Origin of the sequence: Streptosporangium sp. NPDC050284 (genome assembly GCF_044459525.1) — a bacterium.
In the GTDB taxonomy this organism is placed as follows: domain Bacteria; phylum Actinomycetota; class Actinomycetes; order Streptosporangiales; family Streptosporangiaceae; genus Streptosporangium.
Map to the genome: position 1 here is coordinate 674897 of NZ_JBITIZ010000001.1, position 12873 is coordinate 687769.

Sequence of the window (12873 nt, forward strand, 5' to 3'; positions counted from 1 at the left end):
CCCGCGTGCCGGGGAGGTCGGTCAGGCGAGTGTCCGGCCGGTGCCGTTGAGCGCGTCGTTCAGTGCCGCCACCTGGTGCCGCATGAAGGCGCGTGAGACGGCGGCCCCGCTCTGGATCACGTCGAAGCTGTGGTAGGCGCCGGGCACCACGTGCAGCGTGCAGGGGACGCCGGCCTGCCGCAGTCGTTCGGCGTAGGCGACGTCCTCGTCGTGGAACAGATCGTTGGTGCCGACACCGATCCAGGCGGGCGGAAGTCCGGAGAGGTCCTCGTAGCGGGCCGGCGCGGCCAGCGGAGGTACGTCGCCGGTGGCCGCGGGGCCGAGGTAGGCGTGCCATCCGAAGCGGTTGTTCTCCTGGCTCCAGATGCGCAGCCCGCGCCGGTCGACGTCGGTCCGCGCCGTGGTCCGGTCGTCGAGCATCGGGTAGGACAGCACCTGCAACACCGGGTTCACCTCGGCGCGCTCCCTGGCGAGCAGCGTCAGTGCGGCGGCGAGCCCGCCGCCGGCGCTCTCGCCGGCGATCGCGATGCGCGCCGGATCGACGTCCGGCTGTCCGGCCAGCCAGCGCAGCGCCGTGTGGCAGTCGTGCAGCGGTGTCGGGAACGGATGCTCCGGTGCCCGCCGGTATTCCACCGACACCGCGACGACCTCCAGCCGCTCGGCGACATGGCGGCACATGCGGTCTCCCATCGCGGCGGTTCCCGTGACGTATCCGCCCCCGTGGATCCACAGCAGAGCCGGTGCGGGGTTCCTGGCCGACGCCGGCCGGAAGACGCGCACGGAGACGTCGGCGTCGACGTGCACGATCGTCCCCTTCGAGGGGGGCCTGCTCCCGCCGAGCCCTTCCAGCTTGCGGACCAGGCCGAGGGTACGCGGACTGACCACCGAGCGCGGCAGGAACCGCGCCATGCGCAGGTCGGGATTGAAGAGGGGCCCTGACATCCCTGACATCGCTGTCGCCTCCTTCTTTGGCGGGTCGTACCCGGTCGGCGCCTGCCGACCGAGTTCGGCCGCTCGGTGTCGGGAATGCCGCCCACGATAAGGTGGAATGTCTGGCGAATTAGGTAGATATCCGGTTGCTCGCCAGGCGGATGGAGACGAGAGCCTTACCCCGGCCGCCGGGGAGGACTCCTACTCCTCCTCGGTGAACACGAGTTCGCGGCGTCTGCGGATCGCCGGCAGGACGGTGACGACGAGCGCCGCCGCGGCCAGGGCGAGGAGCGTCGCGGAGATCGGCCGGGTGAGGAAGACCGACGCGTCGCCGCGGGAGATGATGAGCGCCCGCCGTAGGTTCTCCTCGAGCAGGGGGCCGAGGACGAAGCCGAGCAGCAGCGGCGCGGGCTCGCAGCCACACTTGATCAAAAGGTAGCCCAGGATCCCGAAGAACACGATCGCGTAGACGTCGTAGGCGTTGAACGCCAGGGAGTACGTGCCGATCGCGGCGAACAGGATGATCATCGGGAACAGCACCTGGTACGGGATGCGCAGCATGCGCACCCAGAGGCCGATCAGCGGCAGGTTCAGCAGCACGAGCAGCACGTTGCCGATCCACATCGACGCGATCAGGCCCCAGAACAGCGCCGGCTCGTCGGTGATGACGTTCGGGCCGGGGGTGATGCCGTGGACGATGAACGCGCCGACCATCAGCGCCATCACCGGGTGGGCGGGCAGGCCCAGGGTGAGCAGCGGGATGAACGATGTCTGCGCGGCGGCGTTGTTCGCCGACTCGGGGCCGGCGACGCCCTCGATCGCGCCGTGCCCGAACTCCTGCCGCCGCCTTGAGATCCGCTTCTCGACGGCGTACGAGGTGAACGAGGCCAATACGTGGCCACCGCCGGGCAGGACGCCGAGCGCGGAGCCGAGAGCGGTGCCCCGCAGGATCGGGCCGACGATCCGGCGCCGGTCCTCGCGGGTCGGCCAGAGGTTCCTCACCCTGTCGGCGATCGCCGCGGTAGTCCGCTCGTTCTCCAGGTTGCGCAGGATCTCGGCCACCCCGAACACGCCGACGGCGACCGACACGAAGTCGACGCCGCCGTACAGCTCGCGCCGGTCGAACACGAACCGGGGCGTGCCGGTGTAGATGTCCTGGCCGATCGTGCCGAACAGGACACCGAGCCCGATCATCGCCAGTGCCTTGAGCGCCGCGCCGCGCGCCAGCGCGATCGACACGATCAGGCCGAGCAGCACCAGCGAGAAGTATTCCGCGGGGCCGAACGTCAATGCGACGCGGGCGAGCGGCGGGGCCGCGACGGCGAGTACGACGGTGGCGACCGTGCCCGCGAAGAAGGATCCGATCGCGGCGGTGGCCAGCGCCGCGCCGGCCCGGCCCTGCCGGGCCATCTCGTGCCCGTCCAGAGCGGTGACCGCCGCCGACGACTCACCGGGCAGGTTGATCAGGATGGCGGTCGTCGAGCCGCCGTACTGCGCGCCGTAGTAGATGCCCGCCAGCATGATCAACGCCGTCACCGGCTCGAAGCCGAACGTGATCGGCAGCAGCATCGCCACCGTCGCCGTCGGCCCGATGCCGGGCAGCACGCCGACCGCCGTCCCGAGCAGCACCCCCACGAAGCAGTAGAGGACGTTCTGCAGTAGCAGGGCGGTGGAGAGGCCCAGCGCGAGGTTTTCGAGAAGTTCCATGCCTCAATCCGGATGTCGCGTCAGAACCCCAGCCACGGGCCCCACAGCGGGATCCGCAGCTGAAGTCCGACGACGAAGATGAGCGTGGCGGCCGCGGTCAGCCCGGCGGCCACGGCGACGGCGGTGAGCAGCCGTACGCGCGAGTCGGCCAGCGCGGTGAGCAGGGCGGTCGCCGCCGAGGCCGGTACGAATCCAAGGCCCCGGGCGGTGAGGCCGAAGAACACGAGCGCGAGCGTGATGACGGCGACCGCACGCCAGGGGATCGGCCCGAACGAGATCACCTCGCCGGCGACGAGCCCTTTGACGACGATCGCCAAGCCCAGGACCGTCACGATCGCGCCGGCCAGCAGCGGGAAGGCGCCGGGGCCCATCCGCAGCGGGGTGCCCAGCTCGTGGCCGAGCGACCCCGCCACGAACGCGCCACCGATCAGGACGAAGACTCCCCCGGCGAGGACGTCGGGGAGGGACCTGCGGCGCTCCACTTCAGGAGGCCTTGACGCCGGCGTCTGCGATGACCTTGGCCCAGGTGCCGAGCTGCTCTTCGAGCTTGGCCCGCAGCGCCTGCGGGGTCGCGTCCTCGGCCGGGACCGGTACGGTGCCGAGTTTGGCCATCTGCTCGACGACTCCCTGGTCGGCCAGTGCCGTCTTCAGCGCCTCGGACAGCTTCTGGACGGCGTCCTGCGGGGTGCCGGCCGGGACGTAGAGGCCGTGCCACACGCTGACCTGGAGTCCGGGCAGCCCGGCCTCGGCCGTGGTGGGCAGTTCCGGCAGGCTCTTCACCCGCTCCGGGGTGGTGACCGCGTACGCCTTCACCTCACCGGCGGAGATCTGGCCGCTGGTGTTGGTCGTCTGGTCGCACATGAAGTCGACCTGGCCGCCGACGAGGTCGGTCAGCGCGGGGCCGGTGCCCTGGTAGGGGACCTCCTGGAGCTTGACGCCCGCGGCGGTCTGGAAGAGCAGGCCGCACAGGTGGGAGGCGGCGCCGATGCCGGCGTTGGCCAGCGTGACCTCGCCGGCGTTCGCCTTCACGTGGGTCACGAGGTCCTGGAGCGTCGCGGGCGTGAAGTCCTTGCGGGCGACGACCGTCATCGGCACCTCGGTGACGAGCCCGACCATCTCGAAGTCCTCAAGCGGCTGGTAGCCCAGGTTCTGGTAGAGGGCGGGCGCCGTCGACATGCCGATGTGGTGCATGAGCACCGTGTAGCCGTCGGGGGCGGCCCGCGCGACCTCGCCGGCGCCGACCGTGCCGCCCGCGCCCTCGACGTTCTGGACGACGATCTTGGCGCCGAGCTTGGCGGCCATCGGTTCGGCGATCATGCGGGTGACGGTGTCCGTCGGGCCGCCCGCGCTGAACGGTACGACGAACGTGATGTTCTGGTCCGGGTAGCCACCGGCGGCGGTGCTTCCGCCGGTGGCGCCCCCGTTGCCGGAGCAGGCGGCGACAAGTGAGACGGCGCCGATCGTGGCGATCAGCCGTGCGATGGCCCGGTGTCTGCCGGTCGTTCTCATGTCGAGGCCTCCTCGTTGGCGCACGCGCATCTGCCGGTATGCGCGCGGCCTCAGTCTCGACTGACGAGGGCGCGAATAGTGTCAGAGAAATCCAAAGAATGCGATGGATGTCAGAGAAATCAAAAAAAATGAAGGGCTGACCAGAAGGCGATTCACGCCGTAAAATCCGCCGGTATGCGGATCACCATCATCGAGGATGACGACCGCGTGGCGCGGGGTCTGGTCACCGTCCTGGCCCAGGCGGGCTTCGAGGTCCACCGCATCGCCACCGCGGCGGAGGCCGTACGCGCGGCCCCTTCCGACGTGGTTCTCGTCGACCTGGGCCTGCCCGACGGCGACGGGCTCGACGTGATCCGCAGGCTGCGCGACCGCCCGGAGACCGCGGTCATCGCCGTGACGGCACGATCGGAGGAGCACGAGCGGGTCCGCGGCCTGCGCGCCGGCGCCGACGACTACATCGTGAAGCCGTTCGGCATACCGGAGCTGCTGGCCAGGATCGACGCCGTCCTGCGGCGCACCCGGGTGGCCCGCGCGCTGAGCCACCCCGACGAGCCACTCGTCCTCGGCCCGATGCGGATCGCCGTCGGCACCCGCGAGGTCGCCGTCGGCGGCACGCCCGTGACGCTGACCCGCAAGGAGTTCGAGCTGCTCCTGCTGCTGGCCCGGCGGGCTCCGAACGTGGTGAGCCGCGACGTCATCCTCGACCAGATCTGGGGCGCGACCTGGGAGTCCTCCAGCCGCACCCTGGACACCCACATCGCGGCGCTGCGGCACAAGATCGGGCCGGCCGTGCTCATCCGCACGATCCACGGGGTCGGCTATCGGCTCCTGGCCGACCAGCCGGAGCTGATCGGCTGACGCGCCGTGCACCGTCGCCTGCTCGTCGTCCTCGTCCCCCTCGCGGTGCTACTCGTCGCGGCGCTCGGGGTGCCGCTCAGCGTCACCGTGGCCGAGCGGGAGATGCAGGAGACCTACGTCGATCGGCTCAACGACGTCGGCCGGTTCGCCTCGCTCGCCGACACCGCGCTGTCGACCGGGCGGACCGAGGCGCTCCAACAGGAGCTGGCGCGCTACCACGAGCTGTACGGCATCCCGGCCGCGGTGATCGACACCTCGGGCACGGTGCTGCTCGGACCGGCCGCCGCGTACCGGCGGGCGGCGCGGGCCGAGCGGGCGCTGCCCAGGATCGTGACCGCGGCGCTGGCCGGGGCGAGGTCCGAGCCCTCCGGGGAGTGGGCTCCGTGGGACGGCTCCGCGCTCGTGGTCGCGGAGCCGGTGGGCAGGGACAGCGAGGTCGTCGGAGCCGTCGTGACGATCTCCGGCCTGTCGAAGACGCACCGTCGCATCCTCGTGCGATGGGCCTGGCTCGCAGGGCTCGGGCTGCTCCCGCTGGTCGCACTGGTGGCCGTCGCCTGGCCGGTGTCGGCGTGGGTGCTGCGGCCGGTGCGGGAACTGGACGCGGCGAGCTCGCGGATCTCACGGGGCGACCTCACCATCCGGGCGGACGCCGAGGCCGGTCCGGTCGAGCTGCGGCGGCTGGCGGAGTCGTTCAACACCATGATGGACGCGGTCGAGAACGCCGTGCAGCGGCAGCGGGCGTTCGTGTCCGACGCCTCGCACCAACTGCGCAATCCGCTCACCAGCCTCCGGCTCGCCGTGGAGAGCCTGGAGCCGCACCTGCGCGAGACCGGCGGCGGGCGGCAGGTCTACGACATCGCCGTCGACGAGCTGAAGGCGATGCAGCGGATGCTGAACTCGCTGCAGGCCAGCGCGCGGATGGAGAGCATACGCACGGCGTCGCCGGTGGATCTCGACGCGGTGCTGGCGACCCGGGTGGACCGGTGGCAGGCGCTGACGGCGACGGCGGGGCAGAGGTTGGCGGTCGACGTGCCGTCGGGGCTGCGGCTGCTGGAGCCGACGGGCGGGCTGGGCAGCATCCTGGACGAGCTGATCAGCAACGCGTTGCGGCTCTCGGGCGCGCGGGTGGTGGAGGTGAGGGCCGGATTCGTCCCCGGAGGTACGGGCGCCGGCGACGCCTCCGGAGACGTGGTCACGATCACCGTCCGTGACGACGGCGAGGGAATCGACGCCTCCGAGCGGGCCCAGGCGCTGGGCAGGTTCTGGCGGTCACCGCGGCACCAGAACGTGCCGGGGACCGGCCTGGGGCTGGCGATCTGCGCCGACCTGGTCGGGGCGGCCGGGGGCGAGCTGCGGCTGGAGGACGGGTTGCCGCGTCCGGACGGGGCCGGGTGCGGATTCGCCGCGGTGGTCGCGCTGCCGGCCGTCTCGGGACAGGAGTCGCCGACCGAGGACCAGGCTCCTTCGTGCGCCTGAGGCTCCGGTTCCCTCGGGCGTCCGAGATGGTGCGCCTGGGAAAAGCCGGTTCCCTCGGGCGTCCGAGATGGTGCGCCTGGGAAGCCGGCTCCTTCGCGCGTCTGAGGTCGTGCGCCCGAGAAGACTCAGGTTCCGTCGCGGGCCCGCCGCCCGGGGTCAGCGCTTGCGGTCGCGGAACCAGGCGGCCGCTCCCGGATGGAGCGGGATCGACGCGGTGGAGATCCCGGTACGCACGTTGATCTGCCACGCCTCTGGAACGGCCTCGGCGTCGTCGCGGCTGGCGGAGATGATCGTGCCGGTGTGCGTGAAGATCGTGTCGGTGATGGCGTGGACCAGGCCGTCGGGCAGGTCGTCGCGCACGAGGAGCACGTTCGGCACGGCGACGGTGCGGGTGGCCGGGACGCCGGTGTAGGCGGTCGCGGGGATCGTGGCCGGAGCGTAGGGGCCGGGGAACGCGGCGAAGAGCGCGTCGGCCTGCGCGTCCAGCGGGATCAGCCGGATCGGGTGGCGTCGCGCCAGCTCCGTGACGGCGGGTGTCGGGACGCCGGTCAGGGAGAACATCGCGTCGATCTCGCCGTCGCGCAGCGCCGCCGCCGACTCGGCCTGGCTGAGGTAGCGGACGTCGGTCTTCATCCGGCCGAGCTCCAGAACCCGCAGCGACGTGAACTCGGTGCCCGAGTCGTGAGCGCCCAGGGACACACGCCTGCCGTGGAGATCCCGGAACTCTCCGATCTCGGAACCGGCCATGACCACGAGATGCAGGTGGCTGTCGTAGAGCCGGCATATCGCCGAGAGTCCCTCGGGCGCGCTGCCGTCGGTCGTGATCAACGCGTCCAGGCTCGTCAGCCCGAGGTGGACCTCGCCGGCCCGCAGCATCCGGATGTTGTCGGCCGACGCCCCGCTCGGCACGGTGACCAGGGTGACGCCCGGCACCCGCTCGGAGACGTGTTCGGCGAGCGCGCCGCCGATGCGCCGGTACACCGCCCCCGCCGGCCCGGTGGCGAGGCGCAGGTGGACCTTGTCGGCCTCGGGCTGCCGGGAGCAGCCGGCGAGCAGCCCTCCGGCGGCAAGGAGCACCGCCCTCCGGCTGAACCGCGGCTCCGGATTCAGCGCCATGCGGAGATGATACGGACGGCGGCCCCGGTCTGCGGATCTTTCCCTCCGGGCAACCGGAGAAGGAGGTTCTCGCCGGGCCGAGGGCTTCGGGAGGCCCCGGGAGGCTCCGGTCCGAGGATCTCTTCCCCTGGCCAACGGCTGGCCTTTCGCTCGTGTTATCGCCAACAATTGGAGTCGCCCGCCTTTGCGGTGATCCACGAGTTTGGCGATCTCGCGTCGGAGGCCGGCGCGGGTCGCGCATGAGTCGCACATGAGTCGCAGTATGAGTCGCACATGAGGAGACCTTCGTGCTGTCCGCGCACCTCACCCTCGACCCCGCGTTCAGGGTGGCCCCCGTCCACCGGCGCACCTTCGGGACGTTCGTCGAACACCTCGGCCGATGTGTCTACACCGGCATCTACGAACCCGGCCACCCCACCGCCGACGAGGAGGGCTTCCGGGGGGACGTGCTGGAGCTCACCCGCGAGCTGGGCGTGACCACGGCCCGCTACCCCGGTGGGAACTTCGTGTCCGGATACCGCTGGGAGGACGGCGTCGGCCCCAGGAGCGAACGGCCCCGGCGGCTCGACCTGGCCTGGCACAGCACGGAGACCAACGAGTTCGGCCTGGACGAGTTCGTCGCCTGGACGCGCAAGGCCGAGCTGGAGCCGATGATGGCCGTCAACCTCGGCACCCGGGGAGTCGCCGAGGCGCTGGACCTGCTGGAGTACTGCAACATCGAGTCCGGGACCCACCTGTCGGACCTGCGCGTCGCCCACGGCGCCAAAAGGCCGCACGACATCCGGATGTGGTGCCTGGGCAACGAGATGGACGGCCCGTGGCAGATCGGCCACATGAGCGCCCGCGAGTACGGGCGGCTGGCCGCCGGGACCGCCCGCGCCATGCGCATGATCGACCCGGCCCTGGAACTCGTCGCCTGCGGGAGCTCGGGCTCGGGCATGCCCACCTTCGGCGCGTGGGAGTCCACCGTGCTGGAGGAGACCTACGACCTGGTGGACTTCGTCTCCTGCCACGCCTACTACGAGGAGCACGACGGCGACCTGGCAAGCTTCCTCGCCTCGGCGGCCGACATGGACCACTTCATCGACGCGGTGGTGGCGACGGCCGACAGCGTGGGCGCCAGGCTCAGAAACAAGAAGAAGATCAACATCTCGTTCGACGAGTGGAACGTCTGGTACCTGTCCCGCTTCCAGAACGCAGAACCACCGCGCGACTGGCCGGTCGCTCCGCCGCTGCTCGAAGACCACTACCACCTGGCCGACGCGGTGACCTTCGGCGGGCTGCTGATCTCGCTGCTGCGCCACAGCGACAGGGTGACGTCCGCCTGCCTGGCCCAGCTGGTCAACGTGATCGCCCCCATCATGACCGAACCGGGCGGCAGGGCCTGGAGGCAGACCACCTTCCACCCCTTCGCCCAGGCCTCCCGGTACGCGGTGGGTCAGGTGCTGCGGATCGAGTCCGCCTCTCCCACCCACGAGACCGCGAGGTTCGGAGAGGTCGCCGCCCTCGACGCCGTCGCCACCCACGACGAGGAGAGCGGCGCCACCACGCTGTTCGCCGTCAACCGCTCGACCGACCGGCCGCTCACCCTCACCGCCGACCTGCGCGCCCTCGGTCCGGTGAGGCTCGCCGGGGCCACGGTGCTGTCCGGCCCCGACCCCTACGCCCGCAACACCGCCGACGCCCCGGACACGGTGGCCCCCCGTACGAACACCGAGGCCCGCCTCGACGCCGGGACCCTGGAGATCACGCTGCCCGCCGTCTCGTGGAACGTGATCCGTCTCCTCCGCGCCTGACCCGTCCGTCCGTTCGCCGTCCGCTCGCCGACGGCAAGGGGGGAGGGGCGCCGGACGGCAGGGTGCGGCTACTTGCTGAACCCTGCCGTCAGGCCGCTGAGCAGCTGGCGGCGGCCGACCACGTACAGGACCAGGATGGGCAGCGTGGTCAGCACGACCGAGGCGAGCACGGCCGGTACGTTCACGCTGTACTGCCCCTGGAAGGTCCACAGCGCGAGCGGAAGCGTGCGCTTGTCGGGGCTCTGGGTGAGGATGAGCGGCAGCAGGAACCCGTTCCAGACCGTCAGTGCGTTGTAGATCGTCACCGTCACGACGGCCGGCATGGTGAGCGGGAGGGCGAGCCGCCAGAGCGTCGCCATCTCGCTCGCGCCGTCCAGCCGCATCGACTCGAACAGCTCCTTGGGCACGTCACGGATGAAGTTCGACAGGACCAGCACCGACAGCGGGATCGCGAAGGCGATCGACGGCAGGATCAGCGCCGTCAGTGAGTCGTAGAGCTGCAGCCGGATGATGATCAGGTAGATCGGGATGATGGTCGCCTGCAACGGGATGGCCAGGCCCATGAGGAAGAGCGAGTTCACCCTGCGCAGGAAGCCGAAGATGGTGCTGCCCCGGACGATCGCGTACGCCGCCATGAACGCGACCGCGACCGCGGGGACGACCGCGCCGATGGTCACAATGAGGCTGTTGAGGAAGTACAGCGGGAAGTCGGACTCGACGACCATCCGGTAGTTGTCGAGGGTCGGCTCGGTGGGCGGCGCCAGCGGGTTGCTGGCGTAGTAGCTGCTCTGGGCCTTGAAACTGGTGATGACGATCCAGTAGATCGGCACGATCACGACCGCGAGCCACAGCCAGCCCGCGATCCCGCCCAGCCAGTTGGGGCGCTCACCGAGTGTCCGCGACTGCTTCCCGTTGCGTGCCGGCGGCCGGCGCCGGTGTCCCGCCCCGACTGTCTCGGTCCGCTTGAGCCCCGTGGGGGTCGTCAAGCTCATGGTTCAGGCCCCTTCCATCTGGCTGGCGTTGGCGTCGCGGCCGCCGAGCCTGCGCAGGAACAACGCCAGGGCGAGGCCCACGAGGACGAGGATGACGGCGATGGCACTGGCCGGCCCCATCAGGTTGGCCTGGAACCCGCGCTTGTACATGTCCAGGGCGAGCACCCGGGTGGCGTCGCCGGGACCGCCCGCGGTCAGTACGAAGATCAGGTCGAAGAAGGTCAGGGATCCGACGACCATGAGGGTGGAGGACGTGATGATCGTGTACTTGAGCTGCGGCAGCGTGATGCTGAAGAACTTGCGGGCGCGGCCCGCGCCGTCTATCTCGGCGGCCTCGTACATGGAGCGCGGGATCTGCCGCACGCCGCCCTGGTAGAGCAGCGAGTGGAAGGGGATGAACTGCCACGACACCACGAAGATCACGACACTGAAGGCGAGGACGGGGTCGCCGAGCCAGTCCTGTACGAGCAGGTCGATACCCAGCCCGGCGCCGAGCCCGAAGTTCGGGTCGAGCAGCGCCTTGTAGGCGATCGCGATGGCGGCCGAGCTCAGCAGCAGCGGGATGAAGTACAGCACGGCCAGCAGCGCGCGGTAGCGCTGCTGCCCGGCCAGGAACACCCCGAGCAGGATGCTGGCCGGCGTCTGGACCGCCCAGGAGGCGACCATCACCAGCAACGTCACCCAAAGGGCGTGCGGTAGGCCGGGGTCGCTGAGCACGGCCCGCCAGCTGGTGAGCCCGGACATCTGGATGTCGCCGACCTGGTCCCAGGTGCTGAAGCTGAGGAACAGGACCCCGAGCAGCGGGATTACCCCGAAGGCGGTGAAGATCAGCAGGGCCGGTACGGCCAGCCACGGAAGGATGGCGCTGTGGTTCCTTCGCGTGGCGGCCGACGGCCTCCCTCTTCTGGCGGGGGAGGTTAGCGCGCTCAACTGCCGATGACCGCGTTCAGGTTGGAGGCGAACTCCTCAGGCGTGATCGACAGCTGGAACAGCTTGGCGATGTTGTCCAGGAGCACCTCGGCCGCGGTGGGGCTGAGCGCCTGGTCCCAGGACTGGGCGAAAGCCTTGGCGTTGCTGGCGATGCCGTAGACGAACTTCAGGAACTCCTCGTCCTTGGAACCGGCGAACGCGCTGTCGGCGCCGTTGACGATCGGCACCGCGCCCGTGCCCGCCCACTCCTTGACGTCCTCGTCGTTCAGCACGGCGGTGGCGAAGAACTTCTTGGCGATCTCCTTCTGCTCGGGAGTCGCCTTGGAGGAGATCGACAGGTACTGGCCGGGGTTGCCGACGGTGTTGCCGGGGTCGCCCTTGCCGCCCTCGACCGGCGGGAAGTTCATGTAGCCGAGGTGGCCGCCGGAGACGAAGTCGCCGCCGTCGGCGGACATGCTGCCGTACGTCCAGCCGCCGTGCAGCATCATCGCGGCCTTGCCGGTGTACAGCAGGGCCTGGTCGGCGTTGGAGTCGGCCGTGATGGAGGAAAAGCCCTTGATGAACCCGTTCGCCTTGATGAGCTCCTGCATCTTGGTCAGGGCCTCGATGGCGGCGGGGTGGGACCAGGCGTCCTTCTCGCCGTCGAACACGGCCTGGAACACCTCGGGGCCGCCGATGCGGTCGAAGAGGAACTCCAGCCACATCATGTTCGTCCAGCGCGACTGGCCGCCGAGGGAGAACGGGGCGATGCCCGCGGCGTTGAACTTGGGGACGAGGGCCATGATGTCGCCCCACGACTTCGGCGGCTCCACGCCGACCTGCTCGAACACCTTCTTGTTGTAGAACAGGATGATGGGCTGCATCGTCTCGGCCGGCATCGCGTAGATCTTGCCGTCGATCGTGGCCGCGCCGAAGGAGGAGGAGAACAGCCGGTCCTTCACGGCCTTGTTCTCCTCGAACCACGGGGTGAGGTCCTCGACCTGGTTGGCCTGCACGTACGTGCGCAGGGTCCCGCCGCCCCAGCCCCAGATGATGGTGGGGGCCTGGCCGGCTCCGATCGCCGTCTTGATCTTCGTCTTGTAGGCGTCGTTCTGCATGGCCGTGAAGTCGATCTGACCGTTGGGGTTGGCCTTGTTGAACCGCTCCACGGCCCTGGTGCGCACACCCTCCTGCGGCTGGTTCGACAGGAACCAGTAGGTGGCCTTGCTCGCGGCGTTCCCGCCGCTGCCGCCGGTTCCGGTCCCTCCCGCCGGGGTGGGGCCGGAAGTGCCGCAGGCCGCCAGCGCGGCTCCCAGAGGGAGGCCCATGGAAAGGGCGAGGAAGGTGCGGCGAGATGGTGTCGTTGACTCCACGCTGATCTCCGTATGTCGAATGCCGAGGCTGGGCGAGGCTCCGTGTGAAAAATCGGTGGCGGCCGTAGGTCGTGGATCAGCACCCCCGCTGTCAGGCATCCGCTCTTGCGCCTGACATGTCGAAACATTTCCGAAACAGACCGCGTGGCACGTCAATTTAGATTTCAGATAGTTGCGTGTCAAGAGGTCATCGCATGTCGGGATGAG

Annotated in this window: 11 protein-coding genes; 3 read left to right on the forward strand and 8 right to left on the reverse strand. The window is 70.1% G+C overall.

Features of this window, described 5'->3' with window-relative positions; all coding sequences use genetic code 11:
* Window positions 1–21 precede the first annotated feature (21 nt).
* From ACIBH4_RS02890 to ACIBH4_RS02905, 4 genes are all read right to left on the reverse strand, one after another.
* Window positions 22–951 (reverse strand): alpha/beta hydrolase, encoded by a 930-nt coding sequence (locus ACIBH4_RS02890; RefSeq protein ID WP_362763279.1) that lies wholly within the window; start codon window positions 949–951, stop codon window positions 22–24.
* 180 nt (window positions 952–1131) lie between these two features.
* Entirely contained in the window at window positions 1132–2637 is a 1506-nt protein-coding gene (locus tag ACIBH4_RS02895; protein ID WP_362505183.1) for a tripartite tricarboxylate transporter permease, read from the reverse strand.
* A 20-nt stretch (window positions 2638–2657) separates the two neighbouring features.
* Window positions 2658–3119, reverse strand: a complete 462-nt coding sequence (locus ACIBH4_RS02900) for a tripartite tricarboxylate transporter TctB family protein (protein ID WP_362505186.1) — start codon at window positions 3117–3119, stop codon at window positions 2658–2660.
* Window position 3120: 1 nt separating this feature from the next.
* Entirely contained in the window at window positions 3121–4146 is a 1026-nt protein-coding gene (locus tag ACIBH4_RS02905; RefSeq protein ID WP_362505189.1) for a tripartite tricarboxylate transporter substrate-binding protein, read from the reverse strand.
* Window positions 4147–4320: 174 nt separating this feature from the next.
* Here ACIBH4_RS02905 and ACIBH4_RS02910 point away from each other — a divergent pair, with 174 nt between their 5' ends.
* Together ACIBH4_RS02910 and ACIBH4_RS02915 are read left to right on the forward strand one after the other, a co-directional pair.
* On the forward strand, window positions 4321–5004 hold the full coding sequence (locus ACIBH4_RS02910) for a response regulator transcription factor (RefSeq protein WP_362505192.1): 684 nt from the start codon (window positions 4321–4323) through the stop codon (window positions 5002–5004).
* Between the two features lie 6 nt (window positions 5005–5010).
* A complete protein-coding gene (locus ACIBH4_RS02915; RefSeq protein ID WP_362505195.1) occupies window positions 5011–6480 on the forward strand; it encodes a HAMP domain-containing sensor histidine kinase in 1470 nt (489 codons plus the stop codon).
* Window positions 6481–6636: 156 nt separating this feature from the next.
* Here the strand turns inward: ACIBH4_RS02915 and ACIBH4_RS02920 are convergent, their stop codons facing one another.
* The gene (locus ACIBH4_RS02920) at window positions 6637–7596 is read right to left on the reverse strand and encodes a TAXI family TRAP transporter solute-binding subunit (RefSeq protein WP_362505198.1); all 960 of its coding nucleotides are present in this window, start codon (window positions 7594–7596) and stop codon (window positions 6637–6639) included.
* A gap of 287 nt (window positions 7597–7883) precedes the next feature.
* On the opposite strand from ACIBH4_RS02920, the gene ACIBH4_RS02925 reads away from it, so the two are divergent.
* Complete coding sequence (locus ACIBH4_RS02925) at window positions 7884–9392, forward strand: alpha-N-arabinofuranosidase (protein ID WP_362505201.1); 1509 nt, start codon at window positions 7884–7886, stop codon at window positions 9390–9392.
* Between the two features lie 68 nt (window positions 9393–9460).
* Here ACIBH4_RS02925 and ACIBH4_RS02930 read toward each other — a convergent pair whose 3' ends face one another.
* The 3 genes from ACIBH4_RS02930 to ACIBH4_RS02940 are packed head-to-tail and all read right to left on the reverse strand — an operon-like array spanning window position 9461 to window position 12666.
* Window positions 9461–10384, reverse strand: coding sequence for a carbohydrate ABC transporter permease (locus tag ACIBH4_RS02930; RefSeq protein WP_362505204.1), 924 nt, complete (start codon window positions 10382–10384; stop codon window positions 9461–9463).
* A gap of 3 nt (window positions 10385–10387) precedes the next feature.
* Window positions 10388–11314, reverse strand: a complete 927-nt coding sequence (locus tag ACIBH4_RS02935; RefSeq protein WP_362505207.1) for a sugar ABC transporter permease — start codon at window positions 11312–11314, stop codon at window positions 10388–10390.
* Window positions 11311–12666, reverse strand: coding sequence for an extracellular solute-binding protein (locus ACIBH4_RS02940; protein WP_362505210.1), 1356 nt, complete (start codon window positions 12664–12666; stop codon window positions 11311–11313). Before ACIBH4_RS02940 ends, ACIBH4_RS02935 begins: the two co-directional genes overlap by 4 nt.
* Window positions 12667–12873: the final 207 nt, after the last annotated feature.

Coding starts and splice junctions, on each gene's coding strand:
- ACIBH4_RS02890 (WP_362763279.1), bottom strand. CDS start 951: ATGTCAGGGATGTCAGGGCCCCTCTTCAATCCCGACCTGCGCATGGCG.
- ACIBH4_RS02895 (WP_362505183.1), bottom strand. CDS start 2,637: ATGGAACTTCTCGAAAACCTCGCGCTGGGCCTCTCCACCGCCCTGCTA.
- ACIBH4_RS02905 (WP_362505189.1), bottom strand. CDS start 4,146: ATGAGAACGACCGGCAGACACCGGGCCATCGCACGGCTGATCGCCACG.
- ACIBH4_RS02910 (WP_362505192.1), top strand. CDS start 4,321: ATGCGGATCACCATCATCGAGGATGACGACCGCGTGGCGCGGGGTCTG.
- ACIBH4_RS02920 (WP_362505198.1), bottom strand. CDS start 7,596: ATGGCGCTGAATCCGGAGCCGCGGTTCAGCCGGAGGGCGGTGCTCCTT.
- ACIBH4_RS02930 (WP_362505204.1), bottom strand. CDS start 10,384: ATGAGCTTGACGACCCCCACGGGGCTCAAGCGGACCGAGACAGTCGGG.